This window comes from Tenacibaculum insulae, from assembly GCF_964512435.1.
Classification (GTDB): Bacteria; Bacteroidota; Bacteroidia; order Flavobacteriales; family Flavobacteriaceae; genus Polaribacter; species Polaribacter insulae_A.
Genome location: NZ_OZ208512.1, coordinates 451999 through 468511, shown reverse-complemented (window position 1 = coordinate 468511; position 16513 = coordinate 451999). Strand labels below are relative to the sequence as shown.

Annotated in this window: 19 protein-coding genes; 15 read left to right on the top strand and 4 right to left on the bottom strand. The window is 30.7% G+C overall.

The genetic code is table 11. From position 1 onward, the window contains the following. Window positions 1–84: 84 nt before the first annotated feature. From ACN5J5_RS02085 to ACN5J5_RS02075, 3 genes are read left to right on the top strand one after another with little or no spacing between them, the layout of a single operon-like run. Complete coding sequence (locus ACN5J5_RS02085; protein ID WP_418645701.1) at window positions 85–504, top strand: DUF2141 domain-containing protein; 420 nt, start codon at window positions 85–87, stop codon at window positions 502–504. A gap of 5 nt (window positions 505–509) precedes the next feature. Continuing rightward, window positions 510–1136, top strand: coding sequence for a tetratricopeptide repeat protein (locus tag ACN5J5_RS02080; RefSeq protein ID WP_418645700.1), 627 nt, complete (start codon window positions 510–512; stop codon window positions 1134–1136). A gap of 55 nt (window positions 1137–1191) precedes the next feature. Continuing rightward, on the top strand, window positions 1192–1854 hold the full coding sequence (locus tag ACN5J5_RS02075; protein WP_418645699.1) for an HAD family hydrolase: 663 nt from the start codon (window positions 1192–1194) through the stop codon (window positions 1852–1854). Between the two features lie 11 nt (window positions 1855–1865). Here ACN5J5_RS02075 and ACN5J5_RS02070 read toward each other — a convergent pair whose 3' ends face one another. Then, complete coding sequence (locus ACN5J5_RS02070; RefSeq protein ID WP_418645698.1) at window positions 1866–2447, bottom strand: SGNH/GDSL hydrolase family protein; 582 nt, start codon at window positions 2445–2447, stop codon at window positions 1866–1868. Window positions 2448–2549: 102 nt separating this feature from the next. Continuing rightward, a complete protein-coding gene (locus ACN5J5_RS02065; RefSeq protein ID WP_418645697.1) occupies window positions 2550–4196 on the bottom strand; it encodes a M1 family metallopeptidase in 1647 nt (548 codons plus the stop codon). Window positions 4197–4291: 95 nt separating this feature from the next. Here ACN5J5_RS02065 and ACN5J5_RS02060 point away from each other — a divergent pair, with 95 nt between their 5' ends. From ACN5J5_RS02060 to ACN5J5_RS02045, 4 genes are all read left to right on the top strand, one after another. Then, on the top strand, window positions 4292–5092 hold the full coding sequence (locus ACN5J5_RS02060) for an SDR family oxidoreductase (RefSeq protein WP_418645696.1): 801 nt from the start codon (window positions 4292–4294) through the stop codon (window positions 5090–5092). Window positions 5093–5158: 66 nt separating this feature from the next. After that, a complete protein-coding gene (gene fsa, locus ACN5J5_RS02055) occupies window positions 5159–5812 on the top strand; it encodes a fructose-6-phosphate aldolase (RefSeq protein WP_418645695.1) in 654 nt (217 codons plus the stop codon). Window positions 5813–5930: 118 nt separating this feature from the next. Next, window positions 5931–7583 (top strand): 2-succinyl-5-enolpyruvyl-6-hydroxy-3-cyclohexene-1-carboxylic-acid synthase, encoded by a 1653-nt coding sequence (gene menD / locus ACN5J5_RS02050; protein ID WP_418645694.1) that lies wholly within the window; start codon window positions 5931–5933, stop codon window positions 7581–7583. A 2-nt stretch (window positions 7584–7585) separates the two neighbouring features. Further along, entirely contained in the window at window positions 7586–7999 is a 414-nt protein-coding gene (locus ACN5J5_RS02045) for a DNA-binding protein (RefSeq protein ID WP_418645693.1), read from the top strand. A gap of 72 nt (window positions 8000–8071) precedes the next feature. On the opposite strand, the gene ACN5J5_RS02040 is transcribed toward ACN5J5_RS02045, so the two are convergent. Then, complete coding sequence (locus tag ACN5J5_RS02040) at window positions 8072–9301, bottom strand: alpha/beta hydrolase-fold protein (protein WP_418645692.1); 1230 nt, start codon at window positions 9299–9301, stop codon at window positions 8072–8074. Between the two features lie 92 nt (window positions 9302–9393). Between ACN5J5_RS02040 and ACN5J5_RS02035 the strand changes: the two genes are divergently transcribed. From ACN5J5_RS02035 to dcm, 8 genes are all read left to right on the top strand, one after another. Beyond that, window positions 9394–10233 carry a 1,4-dihydroxy-2-naphthoyl-CoA synthase gene (locus ACN5J5_RS02035; protein ID WP_418645691.1) on the top strand — a complete coding sequence of 280 codons (840 nt, stop codon included), beginning with the start codon at window positions 9394–9396 and terminating at the stop codon, window positions 10231–10233. Window positions 10234–10325: 92 nt separating this feature from the next. After that, entirely contained in the window at window positions 10326–10934 is a 609-nt protein-coding gene (locus tag ACN5J5_RS02030) for a fumarylacetoacetate hydrolase family protein (protein WP_418645690.1), read from the top strand. A 54-nt stretch (window positions 10935–10988) separates the two neighbouring features. Then, the gene (locus ACN5J5_RS02025) at window positions 10989–12239 is read left to right on the top strand and encodes a competence/damage-inducible protein A (RefSeq protein WP_418645689.1); all 1251 of its coding nucleotides are present in this window, start codon (window positions 10989–10991) and stop codon (window positions 12237–12239) included. A 257-nt stretch (window positions 12240–12496) separates the two neighbouring features. Beyond that, window positions 12497–12736: a 50S ribosomal protein L28 gene (gene rpmB, locus ACN5J5_RS02020; RefSeq protein ID WP_299162018.1), complete on the top strand. Its 240-nt coding sequence runs from the start codon at window positions 12497–12499 to the stop codon at window positions 12734–12736. 27 nt (window positions 12737–12763) lie between these two features. Then, window positions 12764–12946: a 50S ribosomal protein L33 gene (rpmG, locus tag ACN5J5_RS02015; protein WP_029034962.1), complete on the top strand. Its 183-nt coding sequence runs from the start codon at window positions 12764–12766 to the stop codon at window positions 12944–12946. Between the two features lie 37 nt (window positions 12947–12983). After that, entirely contained in the window at window positions 12984–13136 is a 153-nt protein-coding gene (locus tag ACN5J5_RS02010) for a DUF4295 domain-containing protein (RefSeq protein ID WP_218773070.1), read from the top strand. Between the two features lie 236 nt (window positions 13137–13372). Continuing rightward, complete coding sequence (ftsY, locus tag ACN5J5_RS02005; RefSeq protein WP_418645688.1) at window positions 13373–14326, top strand: signal recognition particle-docking protein FtsY; 954 nt, start codon at window positions 13373–13375, stop codon at window positions 14324–14326. A 123-nt stretch (window positions 14327–14449) separates the two neighbouring features. Then, window positions 14450–15694, top strand: a complete 1245-nt coding sequence (dcm, locus tag ACN5J5_RS02000) for a DNA (cytosine-5-)-methyltransferase (protein ID WP_418645687.1) — start codon at window positions 14450–14452, stop codon at window positions 15692–15694. Here dcm and ACN5J5_RS01995 read toward each other — a convergent pair. Then, window positions 15667–16431 carry an Eco47II family restriction endonuclease gene (locus tag ACN5J5_RS01995; protein WP_418645686.1) on the bottom strand — a complete coding sequence of 255 codons (765 nt, stop codon included), beginning with the start codon at window positions 16429–16431 and terminating at the stop codon, window positions 15667–15669. The genes dcm and ACN5J5_RS01995 overlap by 28 nt on opposite strands. Window positions 16432–16513: the final 82 nt, after the last annotated feature.

Genomic DNA, 16513 nt, shown 5'->3' with positions numbered 1-16513 from the left:
GAGTTACAAAAAAGAACAATTGGGTATTGTTTTTTATATAAATAGATGAAAAGTAGTGATATTTGAAGTGTTAAAAAAAATAATATGCAAAAATCAATAATAACGCTCCTAATTATTTTAAGCGGAATAACTAGTGTTTTTTCACAAGAAAAACATACAATAACTTTAAATTTTGAAGGAATAAAATCAAATAAAGGAGATGTATTTGTTGCGGTATATAATACTAAAGAAAGTTTTTTAAAGACACCTTTTAAAAAAGCGACTGTAAAAGTAATAGGCAAAAAAGCAATGGTAGTTTTTAATGATGTTCGTTCAGGTATTTACGCTATATCTGTTTATCATGATGCAAATGATAATAAAAAAATGGACACTAATTTTTTAGGAATACCAAAAGAACCCGTAGGAATATCTAATAATGCTAAAGCATTTATGGGACCTCCAAAATATAAGGATGCGAAGTTTAACGTAACTAAGAACATAAAATTAAAAATCAACATAAAATAAATAGTATGAAAAAAGTAATCACATTAATTGTAGTCATATTTGCATTAAATATTTCGGCTCAAAGTAATTATGAAAAGGGAATGAATAAAGCTTTTGAACTTTGGAGCGCGAATAAAAGTACTGAAGCAGGACAATTGTTTGAGCGCATTTCAAAGGCAGAAAAAGAGAACTGGTTACCACCATTTTATGCAGCAACAATTCAAATTTTAGAAAGTTTTCAAATAAAAGAAGAAGCTGTTTTAAAAGCAAAATTAAATAAAGCGCAAGAATTCTTAGATTTAGCAACAGCAAATTCACCAAACAATCCAGAGATATTAATTACGCAAGCTTTGTTAAATGTAGGCTATATTGCTTTTGATGGTCAAAAATACGGAATGTCAATGTCTATAAAAAATACAGCTTTGTATGCAAAAGCGTTAAAAATAGCGCCTAACAATCCAAGAGTTATATTAAGTAAAGCAGAAAACGATATAGGTACAGCTCGTTTTTTCGGACAGTCTACAGCACCTTTTTGTAAAGATGTAAAAAAGGCAATTGCCTTAAGTAAGAAAGAAAAAATAACAACAAAGTTTTATCCTACGTTTTTGTTAAAAAGAGCAGAAGAAGTATTGAGTAAATGTGAAGCAAAATAATCACCTTCTCTAAAGGCAATTGTTTACTTTTGTAACACAACACAAACTAAAAACAATGGCTTTAAAAGCAGTTTTATTCGACATGGATGGTGTAATTGTAGACACTGAACCGTTACACAAACAAGCATATTTTTTAATGTTTGCTAAAGTAGGTATTAACGTTTCTCAAGAACAATATAATGCGTACACAGGGCAATCAACAATTGAAATTTGTAAAGATTTAGTAAATACTTTTAATTTATCAATAGCAGCTACAGAGTTAGTTGCTTATAAAAGAGCTTTTTTTAAAGAGCTCTTTTTTTCTGATGATAATGATTTGCAATTGTTAGACGGAGTTTTAGATCTAATTAAAAATTATTACACAAACGGGGTTACGTTGGTTTTAGCATCATCAGCTTCAATGGTAACTATTAATAACGTTTTTAATAAGTTTGATTTAAATCAATATTTTAAAGGTAAAATTAGCGGTGCCGATTTAAAGGCGTCAAAACCACACCCTGAAATTTTTATAAAAGCAGCTGAAATTGCTGGTTTTGATAAGAAAGAATGTTTGGTAATTGAAGATTCTACCAACGGAATTAGAGCAGCTTTTGATGGCGGAATTTATTGTGTAGCTTATAAAAGTGAACACTCTAAAGCACAAGATTATTCGTTAGCTCAAAAAGTAATTTCTAATTATTCAGAAATTGAATATGAGTTTATTAAAGATGTAGTTTAGTTTTTAGAAAGCTAATGATTTTCAACTAACTGAATCATTTTTAAGAATGACTTTTTATTAGTTGTCCATTTTTTATAGTCTTTAAATGATAATTGCTGAAGTTTTTTAGTTGGATGTAATTGATGAAAAATAGTTAAAGCAGCTAAAAAACTTCCAGCTTTTGATGGGTGAAAATTATCGTAATCATATAAGTTATATAAGGTTTTATCTAAATTGTATTCTTTCCAGATTTCGCCAACAGGAAAAAGTATAGCGTTATTTTTGGCTGCTGCTATTTTATGATTTTCAATAACTTTATTAAAAGTATGATAATAGCGTTTTGAAGGCCAAACCATAAAGTAGCCTAACTTTATATTATGGCTACTACAAAGTTTTTTTATTTTATCACCATCTTCAATTAACATTCTTTTTCCTTCTGATTGAGATGATGGACCTTGCTGAATTATTAAATAATCGAACTTCTTTTTTGCTAATAATCTTTGAAGTTTTCCTTCATTTATATGATCAATAATAGCGTAATTAGGAAAACATAAGCTCTTTGTTTTTATTGATACTCCTTGTTTTTTGCCAATATATTCTAATGTTTTAGGCATGTTGTTAGCGTATGTTAAGCTGTTGCCTACAAACAAAACATTTTGAGAATGTAATGAAAGTTGGGTGAGTATCAGTAAAAAGAATAGTTTTTTCAAAATAGTTTAATTTACATTTTTATTATTTACATAAAAGTTTTTATCTACTTTAATTTTAGTAGAATTAACGTTAATCGTTTGCCATTTTTCAGTCGGATTTAACTGTTGTTTTTTATTATCAACAAAAATAGTTAAAGACATTTTAAAACCATTAATTACGTTGTTCCAACGATAAGAAAGTTGGTTGTTTTTTATTTTATACTCGAAAACAGGAATTTTAACAGTACGTAAATACTGATCGAAAACCTTGGTTAAATCAATTCCAGATTGTTGTGAAATATAGTTTTCAACTTGTTTGGTATTTACTGTTTTGTGATAAAAGACTTTGTTTAATCCACGTAAAATTTGTCGCCATTTTTTATCATTATCAATTAAAGTTCTAATAGTATGTAGCATATTTGCTCCTTTGTAATACATATCGCCAGAGCCTTCGCTATTTACATCATATTGCCCAATAATAGGAATATCATTTTGAATACTTCTACGAGTACCAATTACGTATTCAGCAGATGCTTTTTTACCGTAGTAATAATCTAAAAACAGGTTTTCTGAATAGGCAGTAAAACTTTCATGAATCCACATATCAGCAATATCAATATTGGTAATGTTATTAGCAAACCATTCGTGCCCCGATTCGTGAATAATAATAAAATCGAATTTTAAACCCCAACCAGTTCCAGATAAATCTCTGCCTAAGTATCCGTTCATATATTGATTTCCGTAGGTAACAGAACTTTGGTGTTCCATACCTAAATACGGAGCCTCTACAAGTTTAAATCCGTCTTCATAAAAAGGATATTTTCCAAACCAATGCTCAAAAGCTTTCATCATTTTTGGCGCATCTTTAAATTGCTTTTTTGCTTTTTCTAAATTATCACGCAATACATAATAATCCATATCTAATTCACCATCTTCACCATTATATTTTTCAGAAAAATGTACATAGTCACCAATATTTACATTTACTCCGTAATTATTAATCGGATTATTTACAAACCAATGATACGTTGTTGTATTGTCTTTATGTTGTTCTACTCTACGTAATTTTCCGTTAGAAATATTCATTAAGTTTTTAGGAACACGTACGCTAATTGCCATACTATCTACTTCGTCATACATATGGTCTTTATTTGGCCACCAAACACTAGCGCCTAAACCTTGGCAAGAAGTTGCTGCAAAATGATTTCCGTTATTGTCTTTTTTCCACGAAAACCCGCCATCCCAAGGAGCGCGAATAGCTTCTTTTGGATGTCCTTCGTAATACACATCTAACGAATTTATACTTCCGACTTTTTGAAGCGCTTTTAACTGAATAAAATGCGCATTTCCATCTGAAATTACTTTCAATTTTTTTCCGTTTTGGATGACTTTGGTAATTTTTAAAGGAGCCTGCAAATCAATTTGTAAAACATTATGAGGTTTTAAAACTTTGTATTGTACGGTATTTTTTCCGTTGATAAATTTTTTATCCGGATTTACCGTAATATCTAAATGATAGTAGATTAAATCCCACCAAATTCTTTCAGGAGTAATAGATCCTCGTAAAGAGTCTTGTTTTGTAAAGGTTTTAGAGTGGTCAAACAAAGATGTTTGTGCTAAAAGACTAAAACTAATTAGAAAAAATAAAATACTAAAAATTGATTTCTTACTCATAATGATTGTGTTCTTACAATATATGGCTAATATAAGTGATTAAACTCTTTTTTTATTGCGATGAACTTTAAGATATTTGCTTAAAATTATTTAAAATGTCTAAAGTTATATTAATAACAGGTGCTTCTTCTGGAATAGGAAAAGCAATTGCGACTTATTTACATGCAAAAAATTATCGTGTTTACGGTACAAGTAGAAATCCTGATAAAGTAAATTTACCTTTTAATATGGTTGCTTTAGATGTTACTGATGCTAAAACAATACAAGCTGCAATTGCTAAAATAATACAAAAAGAAGGTAAAATTGATGTGTTAATTAACAATGCAGGAAAAGGAATTACAGGGTCGATAGAAGACACTCCAACTGATGAAATGAGAGACAATTTTAATACCAATTTTTTCGGCGTTATTGATGTTATTAAAGCAGTATTGCCACAAATGCGCAAGCAAAAAACAGGTGTAATTGTAAATGTAACTTCCATAGCAGGTTATATGGGATTACCTTTTAGAGGAATTTATTCAGCAAGTAAAGGAGCTTTAGAATTGGTAACTGAAGCATTAAGTATGGAGGTTAAAAGTTTTGGTGTTAAGATGATAAATGTTGCTCCAGGAGATTTTGCTACCAACATTGCTTCTGGTAGATACCATACACCAGTTTTTGAAAATTCGGCATATAAAGAAAAATATGCTGAAAACTTAGCGTTGATGGATGGTCATGTAAATTCAGGAATGGATCCGGAGGTAATGGCGAAAGCAATGCATCAAATTATAGAAAAAAGCAATCCGAAGATTCATTATAAAGTGGGTGGATTTATGGAGAAGTTTTCGGTAATTTTAAAAAGAGTTTTACCAGATAAAGTTTACGAAAAACTATTAATGAATCATTATAAATTGTAAATTTGCAATGCTTTAAAAAGCAGGTTTTTAAACAAAAATATACACAACTACATAACACATATATAAATGAAATTTTTTATAGATACAGCTAATTTAGAGCAAATTAAAGAAGCGCAAGCTTTAGGTATTTTAGATGGTGTAACCACAAATCCGTCTTTAATGGCAAAAGAAGGAATTACAGGAGAAGCGAATATTATTAACCACTACAAAGCAATTTGCGAATTGGTAGAAGGTGATGTTTCTGCTGAGGTAATTTCTACAGATTTTGACGGAATGGTAAAAGAAGGTGAAGCTTTAGCTGCATTAAATCCGCAAATCGTGGTAAAATTACCAATGATAAAAGACGGAATTAAGGCGTGTAAATATTTTTCATCAAAAGGAATTAAAACAAACGTAACATTAGTGTTTTCTGCGGGTCAAGCATTGTTGGCTGCTAAAGCAGGAGCAACCTATGTTTCTCCGTTTATTGGGCGTTTAGATGATATATCAACAGATGGTTTAAACTTAATTTCTGAAATTCGTCAGATTTACGATAACTACATGTTCGAAACACAAATATTAGCGGCATCGGTACGTCACACCATGCATGTTATTGATTGTGCTAAATTAGGTTCTGACGTAATGACAGGTCCTTTAAGTGCTATTGAAGGATTATTAAAACACCCTTTAACAGATATTGGTTTAGCGAAGTTTTTAGAAGATTATAAGAAAGGAAACTAATCAACTTAGTTGGTTTTTGTATAAATAAGTCAGAAAGTAGAAAATGTTTTACTTTCTGACTTTTTTTTACGTTATAACTTTTTGACTTTGTAACTTTGCAGCCTTGTAATTAAATAGAATGTATCCAAAAAAAGAACTTGCACAATTAGTTATTTCAGCCTGTAATCAATATAATATTGATACGGTTGTAATTTCGCCAGGTTCAAGAAACGCTCCGTTAACCATAGGATTTTCAAATCATCCAGAGATAAAAACGTTGAGTGTTGTTGATGAGCGTTGTGCCGCTTTTTTTGCAATGGGAATCGCACAACAAAAGCAAAAACCAGTAGTAATTATTTGCTCATCTGGTTCGGCGTTGTTAAATTATTATCCTGCGATAGCAGAAGCTTTTTATAGCAATATTCCGCTAGTTGTAATTTCTGCGGATAGACCTAAGCATTTAATTGATATTGGAGACGGGCAAACCATTCGTCAAGAAAATGTATTTGAAAATCATATTTTGTTTTCGGCAAATTTGGTAGAAGCAAAAAACGAGTTAGAAAGCAATACAGATTTATTAATTGAAGCTTTACAAACTGCAATCACTAAAAAAGGACCAATACACATTAATGTTCCTTTTAATGAGCCGTTGTATGAAACGGTTGATGATTTAAAAGAATTTAATTTTTCTAACGTCATTGTAAACGAAGTGAAGCAATCTGTTAATTATCAAAAATTATCTGAAATTTGGAAATCCTCATCTAAAAAAATGATTTTAGTAGGAAGTAATTTTCCTGATGGTGAATTGCAAAAAGTACTAAGCGATTTTACGAATGATGAATCGGTGTTGGTTTTAACAGAAACAACATCTAATTTATATCATCCGAAGTTTATAAACTCGATTGATAAATTAATAGCTCCGTTAACTGAATCGGAATTTTTAGCCTTACAGCCAGAGGTGTTGGTGACTTTAGGTGGAATGGTAATCTCAAAAAAAATAAAACAGTTTTTAAGAAAATACCAGCCAAAGCATCATTGGCATGTTGATGGACTGAAAGCAATGGATACTTATCATTGTTTGTCTGAATTTATACAAGAAGAACCAATCAGTTTTTTACAGGAAATTGAAAGTAGAGGAGATACTATAAAGAGTAGTTACCAAAATAATTGGCTAACAAAAAAAGAAGAAAGAGCTAAAAAACATCAGGATTATTTAACTGATTGCGTATATTCAGATTTAAAATCTTTTGAAACTGTTTTAAATTTTATTCCTGATAATTCTCAACTTCAAATAAGTAACAGTTCTACAATAAGGTACTCGCAATTATTTGATATAAATACTACTTTACAGGTGTTTTGTAACAGGGGTACAAGCGGAATAGACGGAAGTACAAGTACAGCAATTGGTGCTGCTTTTGCAACTGAGAATCAAACAACTTTTATTACAGGTGATTTAAGTTTTTTTTACGATTCGAATGCGTTATGGAATGCAAATACTCCGAATAATTTTAGAATCATTATATTAAACAACGCAGGCGGCGGAATTTTTAGATTTATTCCTGGACCATCAACTACAAATGCGACTGATTATTTTGAGACACCACATAGTTTAACTGCTGAACATTTAGCTAAAATGTATGGTTTTAAATACGTAGCAGTTTCAGAAATAGAAGAATTAAATGTTGAATTGAATGATTTTTATTCAATATCAAATCAACCAAAAATAATGGAGGTTTTTACTCCGAAAGATATTAATGATGTAGTTTTAAAGAACTATTTTAAAAACTTATAAAAATGGAATTACAAGAAGGAGATCAAATAAATTTGAAAATAGGTGAGCAAACTCCATTAGGGTACAATGTTTTAATAGACGATGAATTTGATGGTTTACTGTTTAATAGCGAAGTTTATCAAGACATAGAGGAAGGCATGGAAACTTACGGTTATGTTAAAAACATAAGAGAAGACGGTAAAATAGATGTTACTTTACGACCTCAAGGTTTTAGAAATGTAATTGATTCAGATGCTGATGTAATTTTACGCAAATTAGATGAAAAAGGTTTTTTAATGTTAACGGATAAAAGTTCGCCAGAGGCAATTAAATTTCGTTTACAAATGAGTAAAAAAGCTTTTAAAAGAGCTATTGGTGGTTTGTATAAAGATAAAAAAATAGTATTAAAAGAAGATAGAATTGAGTTGATAAACTAATACTATTAGGAAAATAAAAAATCCGCTATTTTTAAAAATAGCGGATTTTTTATTTATAAAACTCTTATTATTTTATTTATCTTCTTCTTGTTGCTCTTCTTCAGGAGTCTCTTCAATAATTTCTTCTTTAGGTTGACTTGCTTTTAGGTTGTTTACACGTTTAATGTTTTCGTAAAAAGCATTTGCATTTGGGTCAGACGGATCCATTTTACCGTAAGCAGCTTTGTAGTAAAAACCTGCTTTTTCATAATCTTCTCCTAGCTCATAATATTTACCAACATAAAAATCGCCAATATGAGAATCAGGATATTTAATAGCAACAAAATCGCCTAAAACTCTAAGGTAATCACCATCTAATTTATCCATCACCATTCCTTCAATAGCAAAAATATCATCCAAACGAACATTTAAATTAGATCCATATAAAAACTGAATATCTAAATATTTTTTTTCAACATATTTAATCGCCTCTAAAGGGCCTAAATCTTTTATGTTTGTATCAAATTCACTTTTGGTAATTTTAGCATACAGGTAAAACATTTTATCAAAAGCTCTCGGAATCGTTTCACCAATAACAGATAAATGACTAGGTGCGTTTTTAAATTTATCAAAAGTAATATGCATATTTTCTGCATTAAAAGAAGATAAATAAGTACCTATTTGATTAAAACGATCGTTTTGTTTTGGAGTAATGTATTCTTTGTTATTGCTAGAGTAAATAAAGTACGAATTATCAATTGCCCCTAATCTAGCTAAAGAATACGATTCAATTCTTCCTCCGCTAAATTCAGTAAACTCAGGAGTAATGCAAATAAATGAATTAAAAATAGGGTTTGCATCTTTTAAAAGATAGGTGATAAAATCAGCAGCTTTTCCTTGACCAGCGATTGCCATAAAAGGAGAAGTTCTGTAATTTAATTCCATATGAGGAATTAATTCGCTTTTTATAAAAGTTTGAAACTTTTTAGCAGTAGTAGTTAAGGCGTTGTTAGACGGAATTACACCAACATCTTTTAGGTAGGTTTCATTCATGTCAATCCCAACAACTATTTGTTTTGGTGCTTTGTCAGTGTCAGCATACAGTTTAGCATTACCAACATACATGTCAAAAAGATATTGATCGCCTAAAACAATTGCTAAAGGGTAACTAACGGTTTCTTCTTTATCATAGTTTTTAGGAATGTAAATTTTTACAGATCGACCTTTGTAAAATTCTTTCGAATTAATTTTTTCAGTAATTATTTTCTGTGAAAAAATGCTGGTACTTATTAGTAAAGCAGCTAAAAAATATAGTTGTTTCATAAGAGTTGGTATTATATCGTTCAAATATAGAAAAGAAAAACAAAGTATTATGTTATTTTTGCTCTACTTACTAACGATAATATTTTAAAATTATGATACAACCTCAATGGAAAGTTGCCAAAGAGTATGAAGATATTACTTATAAAAAGTCGCATAATGTAGCGAGAATAGCGTTTAACCGACCAAATGTACGTAATGCATTTCGTCCGCATACAACGTCTGAATTATTAGATGCTTTTCAGGATGCACATGAAGATACCAATATCGGAGTTGTATTATTATCTGCAGAAGGACCTTCAACCAAAGATGGTGTTTGGAGTTTTTGCTCAGGAGGAGATCAAAATGCGCGAGGACATCAAGGATATGTTGGTAAAGATGGGTATCATCGATTAAATATTTTAGAAGTACAACGATTAATCAGATTTATGCCAAAAGCAGTAATTTGTGTAGTTCCTGGTTGGGCAGTTGGTGGCGGACATAGTTTACATGTTACTTGTGATTTAACATTGGCGAGTAAAGAACATGCTATTTTTAAGCAAACCGATGCCGATGTAACATCATTTGATGCAGGGTACGGGTCGGCATATTTAGCAAAAATGGTTGGGCAGAAAAAAGCACGTGAAATTTTCTTTTTAGGAAGAAATTACTCGGCGCAAGAAGCCTATGAAATGGGAATGGTAAATGCGGTTGTGCCTCATGATGAGTTAGAGCAAACTGCTTTTGATTGGGCGCAAGAGATTTTAGAAAAAAGTCCAACATCAATAAAAATGTTAAAATTCGCAATGAATTTAACAGACGACGGTATGGTTGGACAACAAGTATTTGCAGGTGAAGTTACACGTTTAGCATATATGACTGAAGAAGCAAAAGAAGGACGTGATGCGTTTTTAGAAAAAAGAAAGCCAAACTTTCCTAAAACTTGGATTCCATAGAGCGGAGTATTTAGTTTGTCAGTTCGAGTGAATTTATGAAGAATAAATAAATTTATATCGAGAATAATTTAAACATTTAGTTTTTCAATAAAATGAAAATAATTTGTATCGGGCGTAATTATGCCAAACATATAGAGGAGTTAGCAAATGAAAAACCAGAAAATCCTGTTGTTTTTCTAAAGCCAGATTCTGCTATTTTACCAAAGAAAATGCCTTTTTTTATTCCGCCTTTTTCTGATGATGTTCATTATGAAGTAGAGGTTTTAGTTAAGATAAATAAAGTAGGGAAACATATTTCATCAAAATTTGCACATAAATATTATGATGAAATCGGATTAGGAATTGATTTTACTGCACGCGATGTACAAGCAAAATGTAAAGAAAAAGGATTGCCTTGGGAAAAAGCAAAAGCTTTTGATGGTAGTGCTGTTATTGGAGATTTTTATCCGAAGGAAGAATTTAATTTAGAGAATATCTCTTTTCAATTACATAAAAATGAGGAAGTTGTTCAGGATGGTAATTCGGAATCTATGTTGTGGAAAATAGATGAATTAATAAGTTATGTGTCGCAGTATTTTACCTTAAAAAAAGGAGATGTTATTTTTACAGGAACTCCAGCAGGAGTAGGTAAAGTAGAAGAAAATGATATTTTAACCGGAATTATAGAAGGAAAACAAGCTTTTAGTATTAAAGTAAAATAGTAAATTAACTACTAAAGTAGCAAAGAGAGCTTTGTAGCTTTTTAACTAAAACAAATGAAAGCAGAAATAATTACTATTGGAGATGAAATTCTTATCGGTCAGATTGTAGATACAAATTCGCAATGGATTGGTAAAGAATTAAATAAAATAGGAGTATCGGTATATCAAATTTCATCAATTCAAGATGAAAAACAACATATTTTAAATGCTTTAAAAGAAGCAGAAAGTAGGGTAGATATTGTAATTATAACCGGAGGTCTTGGGCCAACGAAAGATGATATCACCAAAAAAACAATTGCAACGTATTTTAATGATGATAAAATAATAGAATACCCAGCGGTAATAGCGCATATTAAAAAATTGTTTGCAAAAATAAATCATCCGTATAACGAGGTGCAAAAATACCAAGCGCAACTACCATCAAAAGCAACTTTGCTAATGAATCAATTTGGTACAGCTCCCGGAATGTGGTTTTACGAAAACAACACTATTTTTGTCTCACTACCAGGAGTTCCGTACGAAATGAAAGGTTTAATAACCAATGAGGTTTTACCTAAAATTCAGCAAAAATTTAAACTGCCATTTATATTGCATAAAACAATTATGACAGTTGGTATTGGTGAAACTGTAATTGCTGAGAGAATTGCAGTATGGGAAAATAATTTACCAACACATATTAAGTTAGCTTACTTGCCGTCGTTTGGTAAAGTGCGATTGCGAATTTCTGCAATAGGAAATGATAAAATAGCAATTGAAGAAGAAATGACCTCTAAAATAGCAGCATTAAATGTATTAATTTCTGATGTTATTGTAGGGTATGATGAAGATGCTTCTTTAGAAAAAAGTACAGGCGAATTATTAAAACAATTCGATAAAACAGTAAGTACAGCCGAAAGTTTAACGGGAGGTAAAATTGCATCAGATTTAGTTTCTATAGCAGGCTCATCAGCATATTTTAAAGGAAGTTTTGTCACTTATACAGCCGCCTTAAAACAACAATTATTAGGAGTTTCTAAACAAACCATTAGTAAATTTACAGTGGTAAGCAAAGAGGTAGCAGCAGAAATGGCAGTTGGTTGCTTAAAAAAATTACAAACGGATTATGCAATAGCGGTAACCGGTAACGCAGGGCCAACCACCGATGATAATGATAAAAGTGTAGGACTTGTTTATATTGCAATTGCTGAAAAAGACAAGGTTGAGGTGCAAGAATTTAACTTTGGGCAACCACGAGAAAAAGTAATAAACAGAACGGTAACCAAGGCACTGCAGCTATTGAGTCAGAATATTTTAAAAAGTAGTTAAATTACTGTTTTTTAACAATTTAATAAAGTGTTGAGTGTTTTTGTATATTGAAAGTTAATAAATTTATCGATATAAGTTATTTTTATTAAAATAATTTGTAAATTTGCAGACTGTTACAATTCCGGTAGGTTAGATGCTTAACCTCAGTTAGAATATATCAAAAATAATAAGAATTTAAATGAGTTTTTTTTGCGCAATCAATATAAAAGCGTAAATTTGCACCTCGTTTAGAAATAATACTAAAAACTGTCAAGAAGATGTCTAGAGTTTGTGAACTTACAGGAAAAAAAGCTATGGTTGGGAACAATGTTTCTCACGCATTAAATAGAACTAAAAGAAAATTTAACGCTAATTTAATGACTAAGCGTTTTTATATTCCAGAAGAAGATAAATGGGTAACTTTAAAAGTATCTGCTTCTGCATTAAAAAATATTAATAAAAAAGGAATCTCTGCTGTCATCAAAGAAGCTAGAGAAAACGGTTTCTTAACTAAATAATTCCTTACTAGATAAAATTTTAGAGAGATGGCAAAAAAAGGAAACAGAGTTCAAGTTATATTAGAGTGTACTGAGCACAAAGCAACTGGTAAACCAGGAACTTCACGTTATATTACTACAAAGAACAAAAAAAACACTCCTGATAGAATGGAATTAAAGAAATTTAATCCAATCTTAAAGAAGATGACAGTTCATAAAGAAATTAAATAATTATAAAGTTTTTTAAACTTTAAAAAACCTATAAGACATGGCAAAGAAATCAGTAGCATCGTTACAAACAGGAGCGAAAAGATTAACAAAAGCAATTAAAATGGTAAAATCTCCAAAAACAGGAGCTTATACATTTGTTGAAGCTATTATGGATCCTGCAAAAGTAAATGATTTTATCGCAAAAAATTAATACTTTTTTACAATATAAATAAAAGCTACTTTCATTAGAGAGTAGCTTTTTTTTTGTGCTAAAAAACTGTATTTTTGGGCGTTACCCTTCGGGTCAGGCTTTCGGCAGTCGCTCTTTGCAAGGAGCTCCAACAATGCCTCAATCCTTAACGCGAAAGTAGCCGTATAATGACAATTTGACTATATAATAAGTTTGGTATAGTTTTTAACCTATATAAACGATTATAAAATTTAAGCATGAGTTTTTTTAAAAACATCTTCTCAAAAGAGAAAAAAGAAACATTAGATAAAGGATTAGAAAAAACAAAATCAAGTTTTTTCTCTAAACTATCAAAAGCCGTTGCCGGAAAAACAAAGGTAGATGACGATGTTTTAGATAATTTAGAAGAAGTATTAGTTTCTTCTGATGTAGGAGTAGATACTACATTAAAAATTATTGAAAGAATTGAAGCAAGAGTCGCAAAAGATAAATATTTAGGTACCGAAGAATTAAATCAAATTCTAAGAGAAGAAATTGCAGGACTACTTTCAGAAACAAATACCAAAGATGCTACTGAATTTACCATACCCGCAAATACCAAACCTTATGTTTTAATGGTGGTTGGAGTAAACGGAGCGGGTAAAACGACAACCATAGGTAAGTTAGCAGCTCAGTTTAAAAAGCAAGGTTTAAAAGTTGTTTTAGGAGCCGCAGATACTTTTAGAGCCGCAGCTATAGATCAGTTACAGGTTTGGGCAGACAGAACAGAGGTGCCAATCGTACGTCAAGAAATGGGTTCTGATCCAGCATCCGTAGCTTTTGATACTGTTAAATCTGGTGTAAATCAAGATGCAGATGTAATCATTATAGATACCGCTGGTCGTTTGCATAATAAAGTTAACTTAATGAATGAGTTAACAAAAATTAAACGTGTAATGCAAAAAGTAGTGCCAGATGCACCACATGATGTATTATTAGTGTTAGATGGTTCTACAGGTCAGAATGCATTTGAGCAAGCAAAACAGTTTACAAAAGCAACCGAAGTTACTTCTTTGGCAGTAACCAAATTAGACGGAACAGCAAAAGGTGGTGTTGTAATTGGTATTTCAGATCAATTTAAAATACCTGTAAAATATATTGGAGTAGGAGAAGGTATAGACGATTTACAAGTGTTTAATAAATACGAATTTGTAGATTCTTTTTTTAAATAGAATTACATACATATAGAATATAAAAAAACTCCTTTTAAGGAGTTTTTTTACACATTGTTGGCATACGTTTTTTATTCCCGATTTTTATTGTAAATTTGTAACCAATGTATAAGGTTGTGTAATATGGTTACGAAAGAATATTATTCGTTAAATGAAGTTTCTCAAATTTTAGGAAAGAGTAAAGAAACTTTAAGACGTTGGGACAGGGAAGGTAAATTTACTGCTATTAGAGAGCCTATTAGCCAATATAGAATTTACAAAAAAGAACAAATTAATACGCTGTTGGAGCAGTTATCTATAGACTATGAAGATACTGTTGATAATTTTGTAGCACCCATTCAAGAGTTTAAAGTTTTAGAATTATTTGCAGGAGCAGGAGGTTTAGCTGTAGGTATGGAAAAAGCAGGAATTAAATGTGTAGCCTTAAACGAAATTGATAAATGGGCTTGTGAAACATTAAGAGAAAATAGACCAAATTGGAATGTTTTAGAAGGAGATATTAAATCTTTTGACTTTACAGAATATAATAATAAAGTAGATATTGTTACTGGCGGATTTCCTTGTCAAGCGTTTAGTTATGCAGGAAAAAAATTAGGGCTACAAGATGCAAGAGGAACACTTTTTTATGAATTTGCAAGAGCAGTAAAAGAGGTTAACCCACTTATTTGTATTGGAGAAAACGTTAAAGGATTGTTGTCTCACGAAAAAGGAAAAACAATTGAGGGAATGATTTCAATTTTAGACGAAATTGGTTATAATGTTGTTCCTGTACAAGTGTTAAAAGCGATTAATTACAGAGTTCCACAAAAAAGAGAACGCGTAATTTTAGTAGGAATTCGTAAGGATATTGATTTGAAATATGAATACCCAAAACCACATAATAAAATCTATAATTTAGTTGATGCCCTTAAAAAAGGAGAATTGTATGATTGTAATGTACCAAAATCTGAAGGCTCAAAATATCCTGAACATAAAAAAGCAGTTTTAGATTTAGTTCCTCAAAAAGGATATTGGAGAAATTTACCTTTAGATATTCAAAAAGAGTATATGGGAAAAAGTTTCTATTTAGGAGGAGGAAAAACAGGAATTGCTCGTAGAATAGGTTGGGATGAACCGAGTTTAACACTTACCTGTAGTCCAGCTCAAAAACAAACTGAAAGATGCCATCCAGAAGAAACTCGTCCGTTTACGGTAAGAGAATATGCGAGGATACAAACTTTTCCAGATGATTGGAAGTTTATGGGATCAGTTTCTCAACAATATAAACAGATAGGAAATGCCGTTCCTTGTAATTTAGGGCAAGAAATAGGTTACTCGATAATTAAATTTTTAAACGCTTATTATTTAAGCTTATCAAAACCTAAATAGTAGTTGTAGTTTTCAAAAGTAATTTCATTTAAAATACTTCTGTTTGCTTCTTTAGAACTTGTCGAAATTTCTTTAAGAGCTGAGTTGTTTTGTGTTTTCTCATTTTCATGTTTACTCAAGTAATCAGAAATTGCTTGTGGTAAAATTTGGTATAATTCAAACAGGGCATTTTCTTTTCCTGATAGTAATTTATAAAATTGGTCTCCTGATATTTTGTAAACTCTACTATGGCTGTATTCTTTTCCGTTGATTTCTCCAAACCATTTTTCATTAAAACTATTTTTAGCTAAAACTTGTACCCAATAACATTTAGCTTGTTTGTAAGTATCTGCGTATTTGGCTAATTTTTGAAATAAACTTTCTGCAGAACTACTATTCATTGTATTGTGCTTGTTCTTAATGTCCGCAAATAAAGTGTTATCAGTTGCTTTTATATCAAATCCACTTAGATTTCCTATTTCAAATCCTGTAATTCCTCCTAATATTTCCTCGTGAAAAGTTCCTATAGAGTTGTTGATAGATTTATCTATTTGGCGATTTATTTCTGTCTTAATCAATGTTTCTTCATCCAAATCGTTGAATTTAGCGTCAAAAGTTAATTTGATCGTATCAATCTTGTTTTTATAAAACTTCTTTTTACTCACATTAGCCTTGGCTTTTAAATATGATTTATGTAGATTTTCAATACAAGATAATAGGTGTTCGTCAGATATAAAACTTAAATATTTATTCGCCATTTTTAATTACCTATTTTGGGTAAGACGAATTTAGAGAATATAATTGGGTTTTCGAAATCTTGATTTTTAATGTATAGCTAAC

What these genes read in the sequence shown, in the direction of transcription:
- ACN5J5_RS02060 (WP_418645696.1), top strand. Translation starts at nt 4,292, where the DNA reads ATGTCTAAAGTTATATTAATAACAGGTGCTTCTTCTGGAATAGGAAAA.
- ACN5J5_RS02080 (WP_418645700.1), top strand. Translation starts at nt 510, where the DNA reads ATGAAAAAAGTAATCACATTAATTGTAGTCATATTTGCATTAAATATT.
- dcm (WP_418645687.1), top strand. Translation starts at nt 14,450, where the DNA reads ATGGTTACGAAAGAATATTATTCGTTAAATGAAGTTTCTCAAATTTTA.
- rpmB (WP_299162018.1), top strand. Translation starts at nt 12,497, where the DNA reads ATGTCTAGAGTTTGTGAACTTACAGGAAAAAAAGCTATGGTTGGGAAC.
- fsa (WP_418645695.1), top strand. Translation starts at nt 5,159, where the DNA reads ATGAAATTTTTTATAGATACAGCTAATTTAGAGCAAATTAAAGAAGCG.
- ftsY (WP_418645688.1), top strand. Translation starts at nt 13,373, where the DNA reads ATGAGTTTTTTTAAAAACATCTTCTCAAAAGAGAAAAAAGAAACATTA.
- ACN5J5_RS02085 (WP_418645701.1), top strand. Translation starts at nt 85, where the DNA reads ATGCAAAAATCAATAATAACGCTCCTAATTATTTTAAGCGGAATAACT.
- ACN5J5_RS01995 (WP_418645686.1), bottom strand. Translation starts at nt 16,431, where the DNA reads ATGGCGAATAAATATTTAAGTTTTATATCTGACGAACACCTATTATCT.
- ACN5J5_RS02035 (WP_418645691.1), top strand. Translation starts at nt 9,394, where the DNA reads ATGATACAACCTCAATGGAAAGTTGCCAAAGAGTATGAAGATATTACT.
- ACN5J5_RS02045 (WP_418645693.1), top strand. Translation starts at nt 7,586, where the DNA reads ATGGAATTACAAGAAGGAGATCAAATAAATTTGAAAATAGGTGAGCAA.
- ACN5J5_RS02070 (WP_418645698.1), bottom strand. Translation starts at nt 2,447, where the DNA reads ATGCCTAAAACATTAGAATATATTGGCAAAAAACAAGGAGTATCAATA.
- ACN5J5_RS02075 (WP_418645699.1), top strand. Translation starts at nt 1,192, where the DNA reads ATGGCTTTAAAAGCAGTTTTATTCGACATGGATGGTGTAATTGTAGAC.
- ACN5J5_RS02010 (WP_218773070.1), top strand. Translation starts at nt 12,984, where the DNA reads ATGGCAAAGAAATCAGTAGCATCGTTACAAACAGGAGCGAAAAGATTA.
- ACN5J5_RS02040 (WP_418645692.1), bottom strand. Translation starts at nt 9,301, where the DNA reads ATGAAACAACTATATTTTTTAGCTGCTTTACTAATAAGTACCAGCATT.
- ACN5J5_RS02065 (WP_418645697.1), bottom strand. Translation starts at nt 4,196, where the DNA reads ATGAGTAAGAAATCAATTTTTAGTATTTTATTTTTTCTAATTAGTTTT.
- ACN5J5_RS02025 (WP_418645689.1), top strand. Translation starts at nt 10,989, where the DNA reads ATGAAAGCAGAAATAATTACTATTGGAGATGAAATTCTTATCGGTCAG.
- ACN5J5_RS02030 (WP_418645690.1), top strand. Translation starts at nt 10,326, where the DNA reads ATGAAAATAATTTGTATCGGGCGTAATTATGCCAAACATATAGAGGAG.
- rpmG (WP_029034962.1), top strand. Translation starts at nt 12,764, where the DNA reads ATGGCAAAAAAAGGAAACAGAGTTCAAGTTATATTAGAGTGTACTGAG.
- menD (WP_418645694.1), top strand. Translation starts at nt 5,931, where the DNA reads ATGTATCCAAAAAAAGAACTTGCACAATTAGTTATTTCAGCCTGTAAT.